An 18,181-nucleotide genomic window follows, 5' to 3' on the forward strand; every position below is an offset into this window, starting at 1 on the left:
TCCCGATGACGGCCGCCCCCGGTTCCGCTCCGTCCCTCCCCGCCCAGGCCGACGCCAAGTACTCGGCCTGGCAACGCGTCCGCGGCTCCATGACGCGCCAGGAATGGACCAGGATCGGCGGAATGGCCGCGTTCGTGCTCGCCTTGCACATCATCGGCTGGGGCACCCTGATCGGTGTCATCGCCCCTCAGCACTTCAGTGTGGGAACCCAGTCCTTCGGCATCGGCATCGGCGTCACCGCCTACACCCTCGGCATGCGGCACGCCTTCGACGCCGACCACATCGCGGCGATCGACAACACCACCCGCAAGCTCATGGGCCAGGGACAGCGCCCGCTGTCGGTCGGCTTCTGGTTCTCCCTCGGTCACTCCAGTATCGTCTTCGGGCTCTCCCTGCTGCTCTCGTTCGGCATGAAGTCCCTGGCCGGAGGGGTCCGCGACGACAACTCGCAGCTGCACCAGGTGACCGGCGTGATCGGTACGACGGTCTCCGGCACCTTCCTCTACCTCATCGCCGGCATCAACCTCGTCATCCTGGCCGGCATCTGGAAGGTCTTCCGGCAGATGCGCTCCGGCGCCTACGACGAGGCCGCGCTGGAGACACAGCTGAACAACCGCGGCTTCATGAACCGCCTCCTCGGCCGGGTCACCGGCTCGATCAGCAAGCCGTGGCAGATGTACCCGCTGGGCCTGCTGTTCGGCCTCGGCTTCGACACCGCGACCGAGATCGCCCTGCTGGTCCTCGCCGGCTCGGGCGCCGCCTCCGGCCTGCCCTGGTACGCCATCCTCTGCCTGCCCGTCCTCTTCGCGGCCGGCATGTCCCTGCTGGACACCATCGACGGCTCGTTCATGAACTTCGCCTATGAGTGGGCGTTCTCCAAGCCCGTCCGCAAGGTCTACTACAACCTCACCATCACCGGCCTGTCCGTCGCCGTCGCCCTCATCATCGGCACCGTCGAGCTCCTCGGCCTCCTCGCCGACAAGCTCGACCTGCACGGCGCCTTCTGGGACTGGATCTCCGGCCTCGACCTCAACACCGTCGGCTTCGTCATCGTCGGCCTGTTCTTCGCCACCTGGGCCGTCGCCCTGCTGGTGTGGAAGGCGGGCCGTATCGAGGAGAAGTGGACGCAGGGCCTGGCCACGGCCGAGCAGTCGGGGTCCTGACCGGGGGTTGGCCGCCCGCTTCCGGGAAACGCGGTCCGGGACCGTCCGTGAGCCCAGAGGGAGGCGACCATGAGCGACCAGCAGTCCGAGCAGACCCCGATGGCGGACGACGCCTACCAGCCCACCGGAACCAACGAGGAACAGGCGGACGCCGGTCCCCTTGACCTCCAGGACGCGGTCGACGAGCGCACCTACGACGACGTCCTCGACGAGGGCTACTCCCCGCCGGAACGCCCCCTGGCCGTCACCAAGAAGGGCACCACCGCCGCCGAGCAGCACGCCGGGGAAACCCTGGACGAACGCCTCGCCCAGGAGGCCCCGGACGCGCAGGCACCGGCGGGCGACGAGATCGGCGACCTCCCCGGCGGCGAGGGCGAGCCGGTCGACCCCGAGGCGGGCGCCTCCCGCGCAGGCCGCCTGGTCGCCCCGGACGAGGGCGCGCACACGAACACCACCAAGGAGGAGATCGCGCGGGACGTGGGCGTGGACGGGGGTGCGGCGGGGGCGGAAGAGGCAGCCGTGCATGTGGTCGAGGACGAGACCTGAGCTGGTCGGCCGACGGGGCTGGTCCCACCAAGGGGCGCGGGGCTGTATCGATATGCGGCTGCGCCGCGTGGGCGCGAGCAACCACAGACCACCCGCACCCGGCGACGAATCCGCACCCCCAACGGCGCTACCCCAACCGGTCCACCTGGCGGAGCCGATTCGTCGCGTCCAGCGCAGCGACCTTGTACGACTCGGCCAGCGTCGGATAGTTGAACACCGCGTTGACCAGGTAGTCCACGGTCCCCCCGCAGCCCATCACCGACTGCCCGATGTGAATCAGCTCCGTCGCACCGGAGCCGAAGCAGTGCACCCCGAGCAGCGTGCGGTCGACCGGGGAGACCAGCAGCTTCAGCATGCCGTGCGAGTCCCCGATGATCTGGCCTCGGGCCAGCTCCCGGTACCGGGCAACGCCCACCTCGAACGGCACCCGGTCCTCGGTGAGCTGGTCCTCGGTCCGGCCGACGAAGCTGATCTCCGGGATCGTGTAGATCCCGATCGGCTGCAGACGGTGCATCCGCCCCACCGGCTCCCCGAACGCGTGATACGCGGCCGCGCGGCCCTGCTCCATCGAGGTCGCCGCGAGCGCCGGGAAGCCGATGACGTCACCGACCGCGTAGATGTGCGGCACCTCGGTGCGGTAGTGCTCGTCCACCTCGATCCGGCCGCGTGCGTCCGCCGCCAACCCGGCCCTGTCCAGGTCGAGTTCGTCGGTGAGGCCCTGTCGGCCCGCCGAGTACATCACCGTGTCCGCGGGGATCTTCTTGCCGCTCTCCAGCACGGTCAGCGTGCCCCGCGGATGGCGTTCGACGGCGGCGACGGTCTCGCCGAACCGGAAGGTGACGGCCAGGTCCCGCAGGTGGTACTTGAGCGACTCCACGATCTCGACGTCGCACAGATCCAGCATCCCGGGCCGCTTCTCCACCACCGTCACCTTGCTGCCCAGTGCCGCGAACATGGAGGCGTACTCCATGCCGATCACGCCGGCACCCACGATCACCATGGACCGCGGCACCCGCTCCAGCGAGAGCACGTTGTCGGAATCCATGATCGTCCGCCCGTCGAACTCGACCGTGTCCGGGCGGGCCGGCCGCGTGCCGGTGGCGATGACGATGTGCGCGGCGCTCAGGCGCCGTTCCCGGCCGGAGATCTCGGACAGCGCGACGGTGTGCGGGTCGGCGAACCGGGCCGTGCCGGCGTACACGGTCACCTGGTTGCGGGCGAGCTGGCTGCGCACGACGTCCACCTCGCGGCCGACCACGTGCCGGGTGCGCGCGGTCAGATCGGCGACGGTGATGTCGTCCTTCAGCCGGTAGCTCTGCCCGTACAGATCGCGCTGGGTGAGACCGGTCAGGTACAGCACCGCCTCGCGCAGCGTCTTGGAAGGAATGGTTCCGGTGTGCAGGGACACCCCGCCGAGCATGTCGGGGCGGTCGACGACGGCGACCCGGCCGCCCAGCTTGGCCGCGGCGATGGCGGCCTTCTGACCCCCGGGTCCGGATCCGATGACGAGCATGTCGAAGTCGAAGTCGGGCACCTTCGGGAGTCTGACAGCCCTGCGGGTCACTCCGGAAGGGATCGCCGCCGTCGAAATCCCCGGAGCCGCGCGGCGGTTGCCGCCGGTGCCGGCCTTGGTCGCCGCGCCGGTGCCCCGGGAGGACAATGACGCCATGGGCGAGCGATCCGGCGACGTGAGCTCCCCCGCCCGGCTGGCCGGTCCCGGCGAGGGGATCGGCGCCGACGAACTCGCGCTCGCCACCCGCAACCACGGTCTGCCCCTGGAGGCGCTGCAGCACGACGTCACCCCGCCGGGACTTCACTACGTCCTCACGCACTACGACATCCCGTACGTGCCGGACGCCGGTGCCTGGCGGCTGACCGTCGACGGCCGGGTGCGCACCCCGCTCGACCTGTCCCTCGCCGACCTGCTGTCCTTCCCGCAGGTCACCACCAGGGTGACCCTGGAGTGCGCGGGCAACGGCCGGGCCCTGCTGACTCCCCGGCCGGTCAGCCAGCCCTGGCTGGTGGAGGCGGTCGGCACCGCCGACTGGACGGGCGTGCCGCTCAGGCTGCTGCTCGCCGAGGCGGGCGCGGACCCGGCGGCCGCCGACGTCGTCTTCACCGGCGCCGATCACGGAGTCGAGCGGGGCGTCGAGCAGGACTACCAGCGTGCCCTGCCCCTGGCCGTCGCCCTCGGCGACGATCCGGCGGTGCTGGTCGCCACCGCCATGAACGGCGCGCCCCTGCCCCCGCAGCACGGCCGGCCGCTGCGGCTGATCGTGCCCGGCTGGTACGGCATGGCGCAGGTGAAGTGGCTGCGCTCGCTCACGGTGAGCGACGTACCGTTCACAGGCTTCCAGCAGTCGGTCGCGTATCGGATCAGGCGCACCGCCGACGAGCCGGGCGAGCCGGTCACGCGGATCGCGCCACGCGCCCTGCTGGTGCCGCCCGGCTTTCCCGACTTCATGTCCCGCACGCGGGTGGTGCGGCCGGGGGTGGTGCGGCTTGCCGGCCGCGCCTGGTCCGGGCAGGCCCCCGTCTCCTCGGTGGAGGTCAGCACGGACCGTGGCGCCCACTGGGCGCCGGCCCACCTCGAGCCGGTGGCGGACGGGCACAGGTGGGCGTGGCGCCGCTGGCACCACGACTGGGCCGCGGTGCCCGGCGAATACGCGGTGGGCGCACGGGCGACCGACGCCGGTGGTCGCAGCCAGCCCCAAGACCAGTGCTGGAACCGGGGTGGCTTCGGCAACAACGCGGTGTGCTGGGTGCGGGTGGTGTGTGTGGCCGACGCCCACTCGCCGTAGGAGCTTGCGTGGCGCGACGGGGTGCGGGCTGTGTGTGGTTGATCGCACCCCGCGGCGGAGCCGCACATCGCATACGGCCCCGCGCCCATTCCAGTCGGCTGTTGTGCCCCCGTTGAAACCAGCCCTTGCTTCCCCGGACCGCCCTACGGCATCAGCCTCTCGATGGCTGTCGGGCCCTCCTTCTCCATCTTGCGGCGTGCCCAGTCGAGGTTCTTCGGTGTGACGTCCCTGCCCGCCGCCATCACCAGATCCTCCGGGGTGACATCCCTGGAGGGTGCGGAGTGGAGCAGGGCGTCCGGGGTGCAGTGGTCGTCGGACGACCGGGACTCGTCGGGTGTGATCGTCGACATGATGCCTCCTCCTCGGTCCGGATGACCGCATCCGTGCCGGTGCCGCCGAACGGGGCACACTCTCACCATTCCCCGCAGCGCCTTCCCACGCCACCCGAGAGCACACGCACCTAAGCTGGAAAACATCTCGCACCGCTCACCGGGAGGCCGCAGATGGCCGAGACCCCGTTTCCCGAGGACGTCCGCTCCCACCCCCGCTATCTGCCGATCGCCGAGCACGGACTCATCGGCGACCTGCGCAGTGTGGCCCTGGTCGGCACGAACGGCACGATCGACTGGTACTGCTGTCCGTCCTTCGACTCCCCGAGCGTCTTCGCGGCCGTCCTCGACGCCGAGCGCGGCGGCTGCTTCGAGCTGGCCGCCGCCGTACCCGCGCGTACCAAGCAGTTCTACTTCCCCGACACCAACGTACTGATCACCCGGTTCTTCACCGAGGACGGCGTCGGCGAGGTGCAGGACTTCATGCCGGTCACCTCCGACGGCATGGGCGAGGCGGGCCGGCACCGGCTGATCCGGCGCGTGGTCTGCGTCCGCGGCACCGTACCCTTCCGGGTGCTGGTCGCCCCGCGGTTCGACTACGGCGCGGCCCCGCACACCCTGCGCACCATGGGCGGCACCATCGTCTTCGAGTCCGCCGAGCGGTCCCTGGCGCTGATCTCCACCGTCGATCTGGAGCACGACGACCGGGACGCGCGCGGCGACTTCAAGCTGGGCGAAGGCGAGTCGGCGGTGTTCGCCCTCGACCAGGTGGGCGACACGGTGGCCCCCCGAGGCTGCGCCCACGCCGAGGCCGAGCACCAGTTCAACGCCACGGTCGCCTACTGGCGGCGCTGGCTGCGCCAGTCCCGCTACCGGGGCCGCTGGCGCGAGATGGTGCACCGCTCCGCCCTGACCCTGAAGCTGCTCACCTACGCGCCCACCGGCGCCATCGTCGCCGCCCCCACCACCAGCCTGCCGGAGCAGCTCGGCGGCGAGCGGAACTGGGACTACCGGTATGTGTGGGTGCGGGACGCCGCCTTCGCCGTGTACGCGCTGCTGCGGCTCGGTTTCGCCGGGGAGGCCGAGGCGTTCATGCGCTTCCTGACCACGCACGTCAGCCCTTGCGACCTTGACAGCTCCGCACCGCCGCTCCAGATCATGTACGGCATCGACGGCCGCCCCGACCTGCCCGAGCGCGAGCTGCCGCACCTGGAGGGCCATCTGGGCTCCGCCCCGGTCCGGGTCGGCAACGCCGCCGCCGACCAGCTCCAGCTGGACATATACGGGGCCCTGATCGACTCCATCTACCTCTACGACAAATGGGCCCAGCCGATCTCCAGCTGCCAGTGGGACGACGTGTGCAAGCTGGTCGACTGGGTGTGCGCGCACTGGGACCAGCCCGACGAGGGCGTGTGGGAGACCCGCGGCGGCCGCAAGAACTTCACGTACTCACGGCTGATGTGCTGGGTGGCCATCGAGCGGGCCATCCGCCTCGCCAACCACCGCGGCCTGCCCGCCGAGCTGCTCCGCTGGCGGCAGGCCCGCGACACGATCTACCGGCGGATCATGGACCGCGGCTGGTCCGAGCGCCGGTGCGCCTTCGTGCAGCACGAGGGCGGCGACGTGCTGGACGCCTCGCTGCTGATGATGCCGCTCGCCAAGTTCATCGCGCCCACCGACCCCAAGTGGCTGTCCACCCTGGACGCCCTCACCGAGGACCTGGTCTCCGACTCCCTGGTCTACCGCTACGACCCGCAGGCCAGCCCCGACGGGCTGCGCGGCGACGAGGGCACCTTCTCCATCTGCTCCTTCTGGTACGTGGAGGCGCTGGTGCGGGCCGGCCGGCTCGACGAGGCCCGGCTGGCCTTCGAGAAGATGCTCACCTACGCCAACCACCTCGGGCTGTACGCGGAGGAGATCGGCCGTACCGGCGAGCAACAGGGGAACTTCCCGCAGGCGTTCACCCACCTGTCCCTGATCAGCGCCGCCTTCAACCTCGACCGCGCCCTCGGCTGACCATCGGGGCGGTGTGTGCGCAGGTCGTACGGGTACCCGTCAGTCTCCGAAAGGAGACCGACGCAGGGTCGACAGAAGGAGGAGACCCCGTATGACCAGCTCCAGTGAGACAGGTGGCATCACCGGTACCCGCGACAAGAACTACGACCTCATCTGGTACGTCGAGGCGTGTCTGGACAACGCCCTGCGCCTGGAGACGTACATCCAGGACGCCGAACGCGACAACGACCGCGAGCTCATGGACCTGTTCCACAAGGCTCAGGCCGACAGCCGCAAGGGCGCCGAGATGGGCAAGGAACTGCTGCGCGAGCGGCTGAGCGGCTGACCGCCTCCTCCGCTCAGGCGAAGCGGGAACTCGGGACGGGCCCGGCTGAGTCGACGCGCGCCCGGTCGCCGCGCAGCCAGGTGCCCCTGACGGCGCCGGCGAACGCGGCGAACGGCGCGTCGTCGTCCGCCGGGCCCTCGCCGTCCCCCGGATCGGCGGGGGCATCGGCGGCCGTCACCTCGGCGGCGATCTCCGCCTCCGGGCGGTCGTCCACGGGGCCCCGCTCGACGCCGCCGTCCGCGCCTGCGCGCAGGTGCTCACCCCAGGGCGGCACGACCGACTGGTGCAGCAGCCCCACGCTGTCCGGCGTGATCGCGGGCGGGTCCGTCCAGCAGCTCGCGTGCGCGTGCAGCACCTGACCGGGCACGCGCTCGAAGAGCTGCCCGACGAAATTTGGGCCGCCGTCGTGCGCCGCCAGACCGTCGAGGTCGTAGGCGACGACCACCGTGTCCGTCCGGCCGGGCGCGAACGGCTCGGCCGGCAGGTCCAGCACCTCGGCCGCGGCGAGACCGAGGATCCGCGAGTCCCGGTCGGGCAGCAGCGACACCGACCGCGGCCGCGTCTCGGTGGCCTCCAGCAGCGTGCGCAGCCGCAGCAGACCGCGCAGACAGCCGTCGGGGGTGTCCTGCAGCCAGGCGTAGCGGCCGCGCATGCCCGCGTCGAAGCCGTACGGCGACAGGGTGCCGAGGACCGTGCCGGCGATCACGTACTGCCAGCCGCGCAGATCGGTCAGATCGAGCGAGGACACCCGCTCGGCGTCGGCCGCGCGCTCCAGCACCCGGGTCTGCCGGTCCCGCGCCGGCTGCCACTGCGTGTCCTCGGGGTCGGCCAGCAGTGCGTGCTGGCGCCGGGCCAGCTCCAGGTCGCCCGCCAGCACGGCGTTGAACACCAGCAGATAGCGGTCCGGCCAGTCCTTGAACGTCCCTTCGTGCCGGGCGAGTTCGGCGACCGCCTCGCGGTGCCGGCCCTCGTCCTCGTACGCCGACACCAGCTCCCGCAGCACGACGAGCGAACCGTCGCTGCGGCGCAGCGCCTCGCGGAGCGGCGGGATCGCCAGGTAGGACACGCCGCGTTCGACGCACGCGTACCCGAAGTCGAAGAGCGCCCTGGGGCGTTCGGGGTCGGCGGCGAGAGCCGCGGCGGCCTCCGCCAGGTCGTCGAAGCCCGCCGCTGCCGCGGCCCGCCGCACCACCAGGGCCACCTCCGCGAGCGGCTGCTCCTCGCCGGCCGCCCGCAACTGCCGCAGCGCACCGGGCACATCCCCCGAGTCCAGGGACTCCCAGGCCTTGAGGAGATCGGGGGACTTCGGGCGGCGATTCCTGCGTGAGAACATGCCGGAGATCATCACCCGTTCGCTGACGTGTCCTCAACACAATTCCCGAACACCGTTCCGCCGAGATCTACGGCAGCGGCTGCTCGGCCCAGATGATCTTGCCGTCGGAGGTGTAGCGGGTGCCCCAGCGCTCGGCGAGCTGCGCGACCAGGAACAGGCCCCGGCCGCCCTCGTCGGTGGTCGCCGCGTACCGCAGATGCGGGGAGGTCGTGCTGCGGTCGGACACCTCGCAGATCAGCGTGCGGTCGCGCAGCAGCCGTACCCCGATCGGGCCGCGCCCGTAGCGGATGGCGTTGGTGACCAGCTCGCTCAGGATCAGCTCCGTGGTGAAGTCCAGCTCCACCAGGTCCCAGTCGGCGAGCTTCCGGGTCACCGCGGAGCGCACCTCGGACACCGCCGCCGGATCGGACGGCACCTGCCACTCGGCGACCCGGTCGGCGCCCAGCACCCGGGTCCGGGCGACGATCAGCGCGACGTCGTCGCTCGGCCGGGCCGGCAGCCGGTCCAGCACGGCGCGGCAGGTCTCCTCCGGCGAGCCGCCCGGCGTGTCGCGCAGGGCGCCGCTCAGCAGTTCGAGACCGACGTCGATGTCCCGCTCGCGGTCCTCCACCAGCCCGTCGGTGTACAGCACCAGCCGGCTGCCCTCCGCCAGCTCCAGCTCGGCCGTCTCGAACGGCAGCCCGCCCAGACCCAGCGGCGGCCCGGCCGGCACCTCCGGGAACTCCACCCGGCCGTCGGGGTGCACCAGCGCGGGCGGCGGATGGCCGGCCCGGGCCACACTGCAATGGCGTGCGACCGGGTCGTACACCGCGTACAGACAGGTCGCTCCGGCGATCGCCGCGGAACCGTCCGCGGCGGTCTCGTCCTGGTCGATCCGGCCCACCAGCTCGTCCAGCAGACCGAGGAGTTCGTCGGGCGGCAGATCCAGCGCGGAGAAGTTGTGCACCGCCGTGCGCAGCCGGCCCATGGTGGCCGCCGCGTGCAGCCCGTGCCCCACCACGTCCCCCACCACCAGCGCCACCCGGGCACCGGACAGCGGCAGCACGTCGAACCAGTCGCCGCCCACCCCGGACTGCGCCGGCAGATAGCGGTAGGCGATCTCCAGCGTGTCCTGCTCCGGCAGCGAGCGCGGCAGCAGACTGCGCTGCAGCGTGACCGCCATGCTGTGCTCGCGGGTGTACCGGCGGGCGTTGTCGATGGACACCGCCGCCCGCGCGACCAGTTCCTCGGCGAGCGCCAGTTCCTCGGCGTCGAACGGCTGCGGCTTCTCCGCACGCCAGAAGTTCGCCACGCCGAGCACCAGGTTGCCCGCCCGGAGCGGGACCGTGATCAGCGAGTGGATGCCGTACGCCAGGACCCGGCCGGTGCGCTCCGGGTTCTGCGCGCGCCAGCCGGGCGCCTCGCGCAGCACGGGCTCCAGGACCGACTGCCCGGTGGTCAGGCTGCGCGCCTGCGGCGAGGTGGCCACGAACCGGATCCGCTCGCCGACCGGATACAGCGGGGAGTCCTTGCGGATGCCGGCACAGGCGGCGCGGCGCAGTGCGGTGCCCGGCTTGGGCTCCTCGCCGTGCAGCACCGCGTCGAACAGGTCCACGGTCGCGAAGTCCGCGAACCGCGGCACCGCCAGCTCGGCCAGCTCCTCGGCGGTACGGGACACGTCCAGGCTGGTGCCGATGCCCACCCCGGCGTCGTACAGCATGTTCAGCCGCTCGCGCGCCACCTCCGCCCGGCCGGACAGGGCGCGCAGCTCGGTGGAGTCGCGCACCGTGGTGACACTGCCGGCCGGGCCGCCGCGGACATCGGTGGGGCGCTGGTTGATGGCCAGCAGCCGGTCCTTGACCAGGTGCACCTCGTCCGTGGCGACGCGGCCCGAGGCCAGCAGCGTCGCCGTCTCGTCGTCCAGGCCCAGCTCCAGCACGCTGCGCCGCTCGGCGTCCTCGGGCAGGTCCAGCAGCCGGTGCGCCTCGTCGTTGGCGAGCAGCAGCCGGCCTTCGTCGCCGACGATCAGTACACCCTCCCGGACCGCGTGCAGCACCGCGTCGTGGTGCTCGTACATCCGGGTCATCTCGTACGGCCCGAGGCCGTGCGTCTGGCGCAGCAGGCGTCTGCTGACCAGGGCCGTGCCCGCGGTGGCCAGCGCGAGCGCCGCCGCTGCCGCCGCGAGCAGCAGGGGCAGCTGCTGTTTGGCGGCCCCGCCCACATGCGCGGTGGTGATGCCCGCCGACACCAGGCCCACCACCTTGCCGGCCGCGTCCTTCACGGGCACCACGACCTGCACCAGCGGGCCTATGGTGCCGGTGACGTGTTCCACGACCGTGCCGCCGGCCCGCGCGGGGCCGATGGTGCCGACGAACTTCTTCCCGATGCGGTCCGGGTTGGGGTGCGTGTAGCGGATACCGTCGGTGGTCATCACGACGACGAAGTCCACGCCGGTCGCCTTGCGCGTGGCCTCGGCCTTGGGCTGGAGGATGGCCGTCGGGTCCGGGGAGCGCAGCGCGGCCGCCGTGCCCGGAGCGTTCGCGAACGACTGGGCGACGGCGAGCGAGCGGTTCTGGGCGTCCATGTCGCTGTCGCGCCGCACCTGGAGCACCTGTGCCACCACGGCCGCGACGATCAGCAGCAGCACGATCACCACCTGGAGCACGAACACCTGCCCGGCGACGCTGCGCCCCGTCACCACCGACCGCAGCGCCCCGGGGCCGCCGCCGTTCCCGCCCGAGCCCCGCGGCCCCGGGCTCTCCGATGCGCGCGGGGGCCCGGAAGGACGGGGCGGCCGGGTCGCACTTCGGCCGGGCAGTCGCACCATGTGCCCATGTCTACACTGCCCGGCCCGCTCCGGCGAGACCATCACCCGAGGTGGCTACGGCCGTTCGGAGCCGCGCGGTCCGCTCACCGGAGGCGTACGGGGCCCGAACGGCGGGCGGCGAGCAGCAGCGCGACGTCGTCGGGCCGGTCGGTGGCGTGCCGGGCGGCGGCCGTGAGCCGGTCGGCGACCCCGGCAAGGGACCGCCCGCCCCGGCGCCCGGCGGCGGCCCCGGTCCTGGCGAGCGCCAGCCGCAGCGCCTCGATGCCGTCGTCGATGTCCGCGCCCGGCCGCTCCACCAGCCCGTCCGTGTACAGCGCGAGGATCGCGTCCGGCTCCAGCAGCAGTTCGGCCACCGGGTACCGGGCCTGCGGGTCCACCCCGAGGACGACATCGCCGGGGACGTCCAGCAGGCGGGTCCGCCCGTCGGGGGAGCGCAGCAGCGGCGGCGGATGTCCCGCCCGGGCGATCCGGGCACGGCCGGTGGCGGGGTCCAGCCGCAGATAGCAGCAGCTCGCGAACTGGCCGGGATCGAGGTCGATCAGCAGATGGTTGGTACCGCTGAGCACTTCGTCGGGCGGCCGGTCGCCCAGCGCGAACGCCCGTACGGCACTGCGCAGCTGGCCCATGGTGGCCGCCGCCTGTACCCCGTGCCCCTGCACATCACCGATCACCAGCGCGAGCCCGTCACCCGCCTCGACCACGTCGTACCAGTCACCGCCCACGTCCATGCCCTGCGTGCCCGGCAGATACCGGCCCGCGGTCTCCACCTGCGGATGCGCCGAAAGCCGGCGGGGCAGCAGCGCCTGTTGCAGGCCGCGGGCGAGGGCCGCCTCGCTGTCGTAGCGCTGGGCCCGCTCCATGGCGTGCGCGATCAGTCCGGCGAGCGCGGTGAGGACGGTGCGCTCCTCGGCGCTGAAGCCGCGCGAGCGGTCGAAGCCGAGGATGCACGAGCCGACCGGCCGGCCGGAGGCGATCAGCGGCAGGAAGGCCCGGGCACCCTCGTCCGCGTCCAGCGGGATGCCCGGGTAGGCGGCCGCCATCTGCTGCATCGACTCGAAGAACAGCGGCCGGCCCGTGGTCAGGCACTCCACGCCCGGCAGCCGCGCGTCGAGGCCGATCCCCTCGAACGGATCGAGGAACCCCTGCGGGAAGCCCGTCTCCCAGGCGAGATAGAAATGCCGTTCCTGCAGCAGATAGATGGCGAGGCACCCGCCGCCGAACGCGGGCAGCAGCTCCCGCACCACCACCGCCGACACCTGCCGGGCGGTCACCGCGTCCGTCAGCGCGATGGCCAGGGCGATCGGCCGGTACAGCGGCGCCAGCGAGCCGCCGACCGTCACGGTGTCCTCCAGGACGTGCTCCTCGACGGCCGGCCCGGCCGGTGGGTCCATCCGGCTGGCCGGGACGAGCGTGCAGCTCAGCAGGTCCTCGCTGCAGTGCACCGACACGGCGAGCCAGTCGTCCGCACCGGGCTCGCCGCGTTCCCCGCTCGGCCGGCGCACATGGAAGTGCACCGGGCCCGGGGACAGCAGCGCGCCGCGCAGATGGTCGTCGTACGGCGCACCGGCCAGCCACGGCATCGCCTCCCACAGCGAGCGCCCGAGCAGCCACTCCCGGTCCCGGCCGGCGAGCCGGGCCGCGGCCTCGTTGACGTACACGATCAGCCCCAGCCGGTCCAGGCAGAACACGCCCTGCGGCAGCAGGTCGGCCGCGCCGTCCGCGGACTCGGCGCGTCCCGGGGCGACCACCACCCCGTCGACCTGCTCCCCGGCCCCGCCCTCGGTGGCCGGCCACAGGTCCAGCAGCCGGGGCGTGCCGTCCAGCGCCCGCAGGTACAGCGGCACGGCGGGCGGCTTCCCGGCCGCGGTGTCGCGCAGCGCGGCCAGGACCAGGTGCGCGTCGTGCGGGGCCAGTGCGTGCGCGAGCGCGGTGTCCGTCCCCTCGAAGTCGCCGGGGGACAGCCCGAGAAGGGCGTGCAGCCGGTCGTCCGCGCGCACCGCCGAGGTCACGGGATCCCAGCCGAACCGCGCCACGACGGCCTGAGCCGGCCGGCTCGCGGGCGGCCGGACGCACAGCGGCTCACGGTCCCAGACCACCGCGCCCGGGTCGCCGTCGGCGAGCCCGAGCAGCTCGGCGCCCAGGCCTTCGGCGAGCCTGTCGAGCAGCTCCCGGTCCAGCAACTCGTCCGCGGTGTCCGTCACCGCCGGGCCCAGCACCATGAGTACCCCGAGCGGCTCGCTCCCGCCCGGCACCGGCACATGCACCGATCCGAACGGGAAGGGCAGGCCTGCCGCGAACTGCGGATACCGGCGCACCGTCTCGGCGGCGTTCGCCAGCACCACGGGCACGCCGAGGCGGTAGGCGTCGGCGACGGGGAAGGGGCGGTGCACGTGCAGTCGCCACCAGGGCCGGAACAGCGGACCGGGCAGCCCCGCGAGGGCCGCGAGGCGCAGCAGGCCCGGGGTGCCGGAGCGCAGATACACGGCCGCCACCCGGCCGCCGGCCGCACCGAGCGCACCGGTCGAGGTGTCGGCCAGCAGCGCGGCCAGCCGGGCCCGCGTACGGACCGCCTGCTCGCCACCGCTCCCAGTCATCGCCCCTGCCTCGTCCCGTGCGCCTTCGGGTGGATGACACAGCAAGAATGCGCCTGGAGGACCGTGCGACGCACCTGGTGGGAGCGGGAAACAGGGAGAGAGCCGGGGGAAGGGGCGGGGACAGGCGAGGTGTGCCGCCGTGCGGTCACCCGACCGGGCCCGTCGCGGCTGTCAGTCGGCCGGTCGTGCCGGTCCCGCACGGTCCAGCTCCGTGTTCCCGGTGTCCACCGGACGCAGTACCAGATGACCGTCCAGCCGGGCGGCCGCCATGGCGAAAGGGAAGGCGTCCGCCTCCAGGCACATCGCCACGTCCTCGGGATGGACGCCGGTCCAGCCCCGCCGCACCCCTTCGGCGAGCCGGGCGGCCGCGTCGGAGCGCCGGGCCCGTTCGAGGTAGGGGGCGGGGTCCGCGTCGGCCGCCCGGACGCGGTCCGCGATGTACTCGGCGCAGGCGAGATCCTCCTCGGCCCGGCTGCCGTCCCCGGTGACGACGAAGGTCACCCTCTTCGGCCGGGCCCGGCGCAGCACCTCGGCGGTCGCGCCGGCCACCACGAAGCTCGCGCACAGCAGCAGCCCGGCGTCGGCCACGGCGAGCGCCCCGGCCGTCCCGGCGGTGGTCTTCTGCACGACGGTACGGCCCCGGACGTCCAGCGAACGCAGCCGCGCGGGCGAGTTGGCCAGGTCGAACCCCGGCACCGGCCCGCCGTCTTGGAACGCGAGCCAGCCAGGGTGACGGGACTTCAGCTCCAGGGCCTCCTGCTGCGTAGCGGCGAAGGCGATCCGCTCGGCACCGCGGCGGAACGCCCAGGCGGCCACGGTGAACGCCCGCATGACATCGACGACCACGGCCACGTCGGGGGCCTTCGTCGTACCGGGTATACCGGTGAACTCGGTCTGCATCACCCCATGATCAGGCCTGCGGCGGCCGTTCAGGACTCGGCCGGACCCGGCGGCAGCGGCCGGGCGGCGCGCAGGCTGCGCAGTGCGAGCAGCAGGACGGCGATGTCGTCCAGGTAGACGGGGTCGGGCAGCAGGTCGGTGGGGAGCAGCAGATAGGCGACCGCACCCCAGAACACCCAGCGCGGGCCCGTCGGCAGCCCGGCCCGCCGCAGCGCGCGCCGGGCGCGCACCAGCCGGACCAGCAGGCCGAGGGCGACCGCGAGCAGCACCGCCGCGACGACGGCGCCGATCACCAGCAGGATCATGGTGGAATCCATGCGGCCTCCCTCCGGGGGTCCGACCGGACGGCTACGACGACCGGTCCGTGCCGTCGGCCGGCTCCGTGCTGCCGCTCTCCGCCGCGGGCGGCGACTGTCGCCGGCCCTTGGCCGTGAACCCCAGCCGCTCGAACGTTCGGGTCAGCTGCTGCAGCGCACCGGGCGCCCGGGACGCGGACTGCTGTTGCGGAAGGGCGGGCGCGGGGACGTCACGGTAGGCGGCGAGGGCCTCCAGGGCCTGCTCGGCGGCCTCCTTGTACAGGTCACGGGACTTGGTCATCGCCTCCAGGGCCTCGGCGTACCGGGCGACCTGCCGCCGTTCACGCTCCAGCTCCTCCTGCAGGGTCATCAGGGTCCAGTTGTCCCGCAGGTCGGTCAGCGCCTCCTCGACCGCCCGCGGCAGCGGCCGCGGCAGGGCGGCGAAGTGCCGCAGGGCCGCGAGGAGTTCGGCGGGCTCGGAACCATCCAGGAAGACGCTGCGGACGGTGTGCTCGCGGCTGTCGTAGCCCTCCGGTGCCGGATCCGGGGGCAGCAGCACCGCGCCGCCGCGCGGCACCTGGACGCCGAGGTCCTTCAGCGCCCAGTTGACGGCACGGAACTGGTGCGGCGCGGCCCGGTGCTCCACCACCCGGTGCCTGAGCCCCGGCGGCAGCAGCCGGGTCAGCGGCAGCCTGCCCTGCTCGTCCGGGGTCATCGCCTCGTGCACGACGACGTTGAGGCACCATGCCTCGCCCGCCGCGTCGCGCAGCCTGCGCCGCATCTCCTTGTCGTCCGCGGGCAGCGCGTTGACCTGCCGCAGGCGCACTCCGGGCACCGTGGCGTGGTGGTCCCAGGAGCCGTCCTCGCCCGCCGCGCCCTCCGGCCAGAACAGCGTCGCCGGCGAGGGCCATGTCTCGTCCCACGGGCGCTCCGCCTCCGCGACGAGCCGCCACTCCTGCCCCGGCCGCCGCTCCTCCTGCGGCACCAGGGTGAGCCGGGCCCGCACGGTCACCGTGCCGGCGACCCGCCAGCGCGCCTCGAACACGCGCCGGGCCGCGTCACCGGGCACGAGGGGCTCGGCGAAGTCGTCGATGTCGCCGCTCTCCTTGTGCCGGCGCAGGGTGCGGCGGACGACCTCCTCGGGGACGGGACCGGTGTGGCGGCCGCGGGCCGCCCAGAGGGTCTGCGGGACGGCGGCGCGGTCGGCGGTGGAGTTCGACATGAGCCAATCTGCTGATGGGGGCGGGTGCGCCTTCCAGTATCACCGCTCGGCGGCGCGCCACGTCGTCCGGGGCCCCGAGGCGGCGCGTCGCGGCGGACGGGCGCCCCGCGCACGGGACGCGCGCCCCGCACCCGGGGCGTGCGGGACACGCGTCGGGCGGCCGTCGTTCACACGTGGTCGCGCCCTCGTACGGCTCCCACAATGGTCGCGAACGGGGTCCGCCCGCCCATCCGCCCTGGGGCGGACCCCGTTCTCTCAGCGATCACCTGCATTGCTCGATATATATCGACAATCGATATATCCTGGCCGCATGACAGCGAAGAGCATGACCCGGGCGGCGTTCTTCGTCCTCACGGCGCTCGCGGACCAGCCCCGCCACGGCTACGGAATCCTGCGCGAGGTGGAGGAACTCTCCGCCGGAGAGGTGCAGTTGCGGGTCGGCACGCTCTACGGAGTGCTGGACCGGCTGACCGCGGACGGCCTGATCGCGCTGGACCGGGAAGAGGTCCGGCAGGGCCGGCTGCGGCGCTACTACCGGCTCACCGACGACGGAGTGGCCGCCCTGGACGCGGAGGCCGAGCGGATGGCCGCAGGCGCCGGGGCGGCCAAGCGGCGCATCGCCGAGGGCCGCCGCGCCGGCGCCCCCGCCCGCCCCGCCGTGGGCCCGGCCGGGCTCGAACCCCCCACCGCACCCGGACTGGCGGGAGGCTACGCATGACCACGCTGCTGGAGGCCCGCTACCGCACCGTCCTGCGTCTGCTCCCCGCCTACTACCGGCGGGAACGGGAGGAGGAGATGGTCGAGACGTATCTGGAGGACCTCGACCGCGACACCCAGGACCAGAGCCGGCCCACGCTCGGCGAGGTGGCGAGCATCGCCGCCCTGGCGGTGCGCAGCCGCCTCGGCGCCGCCGGGGCACCCCGGCGCTACGTCCTGCTCGGATCGGGCGCACGGCTCTTCGCGCTGGCAGCCGTCCTGCTCCTGGCGGCCTCCGCGGCCGTCGCACCGATCCTCCGGCTGACCTGGTCGTTCACCCGGGGTGGCGCGGAACGGCGGCTGTTCCTGGCGGACTTCACCGATCACGGACTTCTCGCCGCGACGGTCGCCGTCGCCCAGTGGATCCTGCCGCTCGGCTGGACGGTCGCCTACTTCGCCCTCCTGTACGACCGTCGTCGCCTCGCGCGGATCGGCGCACTGGTGGCCGCGGTGCCCAGCCTGTGGCCGCTGTTCCGCTCGCTGACGGGGGCGACGGTCATCACGGAGCCGGCGTTCGTCGTGACGCTGGCGCTGCTCGCCTGGCTGCCCGCCCTGGCGCTGTGCGCCGCCCACCACCGCGACGCACCCCCGGCCCGGCTGCCCGTCGGCACCCCCGGTCTGGTCTTCATGGCGGCGTGCGTGGTGACGGGCGCGTCCCTGGTGCTCATGCCCGTCGCCGACGACCTGGTGTGGGGGCCCGCCAACTGCTTCGTCGTCGCCGCCCTCGGCCGGCTGCTGTGGAGCGCGCGCCGCGCGGCGAGCGTCGCGCCCGGCGGTGCCCTCGCGCTCGCCGCGCTCGGTCTGCTCCTGCTGGCCGCGCGTGTCGCCGCCGTCTATCCCTGGCTCCGGCTGCCCGGGGCCGCCGCGTACACCGGCGGCGGCCTCGCCCAGACGGCCGCGCTCGCCCTGCTGACCGTGCTCCTGACGGTGGCGGGCCGCCGCGAACTCGCGGCACGCTGAGCCGCACGGGGCGTCGGCGGCCCGCCACGGGCGCCCAGCGGTGGCATGCAACCGGCCCGAGCCACCGGGGTTTTCGCCACCGGCAGGCACAGGCGGAACCCGAGGCCGAGCGCGCCGTCGACACGGGCGGGCGG

The 18,181-nt window shown here is 73.4% G+C and carries 15 protein-coding genes; 7 read left to right on the plus strand and 8 right to left on the minus strand.

Annotated features, from left to right (window positions below; translation table 11 throughout):
• Window positions 1-5 precede the first annotated feature (5 nt).
• Complete coding sequence (locus ACWCQS_RS04650) at window positions 6-1,163, plus strand: HoxN/HupN/NixA family nickel/cobalt transporter (protein WP_451003099.1); 1,158 nt, start codon at window positions 6-8, stop codon at window positions 1,161-1,163.
• A 69-nt stretch (window positions 1,164-1,232) separates the two neighbouring features.
• On the plus strand, window positions 1,233-1,709 hold the full coding sequence (locus tag ACWCQS_RS04655) for a DUF5709 domain-containing protein (protein ID WP_451003100.1): 477 nt from the start codon (window positions 1,233-1,235) through the stop codon (window positions 1,707-1,709).
• A gap of 127 nt (window positions 1,710-1,836) precedes the next feature.
• On the opposite strand, the gene sthA is transcribed toward ACWCQS_RS04655, so the two are convergent.
• Window positions 1,837-3,222 carry a Si-specific NAD(P)(+) transhydrogenase gene (gene sthA, locus ACWCQS_RS04660; protein ID WP_451003505.1) on the minus strand — a complete coding sequence of 462 codons (1,386 nt, stop codon included), beginning with the start codon at window positions 3,220-3,222 and terminating at the stop codon, window positions 1,837-1,839.
• 154 nt (window positions 3,223-3,376) lie between these two features.
• Between sthA and ACWCQS_RS04665 the strand changes: the two genes are divergently transcribed.
• A complete protein-coding gene (locus tag ACWCQS_RS04665) occupies window positions 3,377-4,510 on the plus strand; it encodes a molybdopterin-dependent oxidoreductase (protein ID WP_451003506.1) in 1,134 nt (377 codons plus the stop codon).
• A 143-nt stretch (window positions 4,511-4,653) separates the two neighbouring features.
• Here the strand turns inward: ACWCQS_RS04665 and ACWCQS_RS04670 are convergent, their stop codons facing one another.
• Window positions 4,654-4,860 carry a hypothetical protein gene (locus ACWCQS_RS04670; protein WP_388625588.1) on the minus strand — a complete coding sequence of 69 codons (207 nt, stop codon included), beginning with the start codon at window positions 4,858-4,860 and terminating at the stop codon, window positions 4,654-4,656.
• 153 nt (window positions 4,861-5,013) lie between these two features.
• Between ACWCQS_RS04670 and ACWCQS_RS04675 the strand changes: the two genes are divergently transcribed.
• Together ACWCQS_RS04675 and ACWCQS_RS04680 are read left to right on the plus strand one after the other, a co-directional pair.
• The gene (locus ACWCQS_RS04675) at window positions 5,014-6,855 is read left to right on the plus strand and encodes a glycoside hydrolase family 15 protein (protein WP_451003101.1); all 1,842 of its coding nucleotides are present in this window, start codon (window positions 5,014-5,016) and stop codon (window positions 6,853-6,855) included.
• A 91-nt stretch (window positions 6,856-6,946) separates the two neighbouring features.
• Window positions 6,947-7,180: a hypothetical protein gene (locus ACWCQS_RS04680; protein ID WP_450983692.1), complete on the plus strand. Its 234-nt coding sequence runs from the start codon at window positions 6,947-6,949 to the stop codon at window positions 7,178-7,180.
• A gap of 13 nt (window positions 7,181-7,193) precedes the next feature.
• Here ACWCQS_RS04680 and ACWCQS_RS04685 read toward each other — a convergent pair whose 3' ends face one another.
• The 6 genes from ACWCQS_RS04685 to ACWCQS_RS04710 form a co-directional block, all read right to left on the minus strand.
• Window positions 7,194-8,513 (minus strand): hypothetical protein, encoded by a 1,320-nt coding sequence (locus tag ACWCQS_RS04685; RefSeq protein ID WP_451003102.1) that lies wholly within the window; start codon window positions 8,511-8,513, stop codon window positions 7,194-7,196.
• A 67-nt stretch (window positions 8,514-8,580) separates the two neighbouring features.
• The gene (locus ACWCQS_RS04690) at window positions 8,581-11,319 is read right to left on the minus strand and encodes a SpoIIE family protein phosphatase (protein ID WP_451003103.1); all 2,739 of its coding nucleotides are present in this window, start codon (window positions 11,317-11,319) and stop codon (window positions 8,581-8,583) included.
• Window positions 11,320-11,402: 83 nt separating this feature from the next.
• On the minus strand, window positions 11,403-13,913 hold the full coding sequence (locus tag ACWCQS_RS04695; protein ID WP_451003104.1) for a SpoIIE family protein phosphatase: 2,511 nt from the start codon (window positions 13,911-13,913) through the stop codon (window positions 11,403-11,405).
• A 171-nt stretch (window positions 13,914-14,084) separates the two neighbouring features.
• The gene (locus ACWCQS_RS04700) at window positions 14,085-14,813 is read right to left on the minus strand and encodes a 2-phosphosulfolactate phosphatase (protein ID WP_451003105.1); all 729 of its coding nucleotides are present in this window, start codon (window positions 14,811-14,813) and stop codon (window positions 14,085-14,087) included.
• Between the two features lie 29 nt (window positions 14,814-14,842).
• Entirely contained in the window at window positions 14,843-15,130 is a 288-nt protein-coding gene (locus ACWCQS_RS04705; protein WP_451003106.1) for a DUF1232 domain-containing protein, read from the minus strand.
• 31 nt (window positions 15,131-15,161) lie between these two features.
• Window positions 15,162-16,331 carry a hypothetical protein gene (locus ACWCQS_RS04710; protein ID WP_451003107.1) on the minus strand — a complete coding sequence of 390 codons (1,170 nt, stop codon included), beginning with the start codon at window positions 16,329-16,331 and terminating at the stop codon, window positions 15,162-15,164.
• Window positions 16,332-16,656: 325 nt separating this feature from the next.
• On the opposite strand from ACWCQS_RS04710, the gene ACWCQS_RS04715 reads away from it, so the two are divergent.
• Complete coding sequence (locus ACWCQS_RS04715) at window positions 16,657-17,049, plus strand: PadR family transcriptional regulator (protein WP_451003507.1); 393 nt, start codon at window positions 16,657-16,659, stop codon at window positions 17,047-17,049.
• Window positions 17,046-18,047, plus strand: a complete 1,002-nt coding sequence (locus tag ACWCQS_RS04720; RefSeq protein ID WP_451003108.1) for a hypothetical protein — start codon at window positions 17,046-17,048, stop codon at window positions 18,045-18,047. The genes ACWCQS_RS04715 and ACWCQS_RS04720 overlap by 4 nt, the downstream gene beginning before the upstream one ends.
• The last annotated feature ends 134 nt before the right edge of the window (window positions 18,048-18,181 follow it).

The organism is Streptomyces sp. NPDC002076 (genome assembly GCF_053593835.1).

Coding starts and splice junctions, on each gene's coding strand:
- ACWCQS_RS04695 (WP_451003104.1), bottom strand. CDS start 13,913: ATGACTGGGAGCGGTGGCGAGCAGGCGGTCCGTACGCGGGCCCGGCTG.
- ACWCQS_RS04685 (WP_451003102.1), bottom strand. CDS start 8,513: ATGTTCTCACGCAGGAATCGCCGCCCGAAGTCCCCCGATCTCCTCAAG.
- ACWCQS_RS04700 (WP_451003105.1), bottom strand. CDS start 14,813: ATGCAGACCGAGTTCACCGGTATACCCGGTACGACGAAGGCCCCCGAC.
- ACWCQS_RS04670 (WP_388625588.1), bottom strand. CDS start 4,860: ATGTCGACGATCACACCCGACGAGTCCCGGTCGTCCGACGACCACTGC.
- ACWCQS_RS04680 (WP_450983692.1), top strand. CDS start 6,947: ATGACCAGCTCCAGTGAGACAGGTGGCATCACCGGTACCCGCGACAAG.
- ACWCQS_RS04715 (WP_451003507.1), top strand. CDS start 16,657: ATGACCCGGGCGGCGTTCTTCGTCCTCACGGCGCTCGCGGACCAGCCC.
- ACWCQS_RS04650 (WP_451003099.1), top strand. CDS start 6: ATGACGGCCGCCCCCGGTTCCGCTCCGTCCCTCCCCGCCCAGGCCGAC.
- ACWCQS_RS04655 (WP_451003100.1), top strand. CDS start 1,233: ATGAGCGACCAGCAGTCCGAGCAGACCCCGATGGCGGACGACGCCTAC.
- ACWCQS_RS04705 (WP_451003106.1), bottom strand. CDS start 15,130: ATGGATTCCACCATGATCCTGCTGGTGATCGGCGCCGTCGTCGCGGCG.
- ACWCQS_RS04710 (WP_451003107.1), bottom strand. CDS start 16,331: ATGTCGAACTCCACCGCCGACCGCGCCGCCGTCCCGCAGACCCTCTGG.
- ACWCQS_RS04665 (WP_451003506.1), top strand. CDS start 3,377: ATGGGCGAGCGATCCGGCGACGTGAGCTCCCCCGCCCGGCTGGCCGGT.
- ACWCQS_RS04675 (WP_451003101.1), top strand. CDS start 5,014: ATGGCCGAGACCCCGTTTCCCGAGGACGTCCGCTCCCACCCCCGCTAT.
- ACWCQS_RS04720 (WP_451003108.1), top strand. CDS start 17,046: ATGACCACGCTGCTGGAGGCCCGCTACCGCACCGTCCTGCGTCTGCTC.
- ACWCQS_RS04690 (WP_451003103.1), bottom strand. CDS start 11,319: ATGGTGCGACTGCCCGGCCGAAGTGCGACCCGGCCGCCCCGTCCTTCC.
- sthA (WP_451003505.1), bottom strand. CDS start 3,222: ATGCTCGTCATCGGATCCGGACCCGGGGGTCAGAAGGCCGCCATCGCC.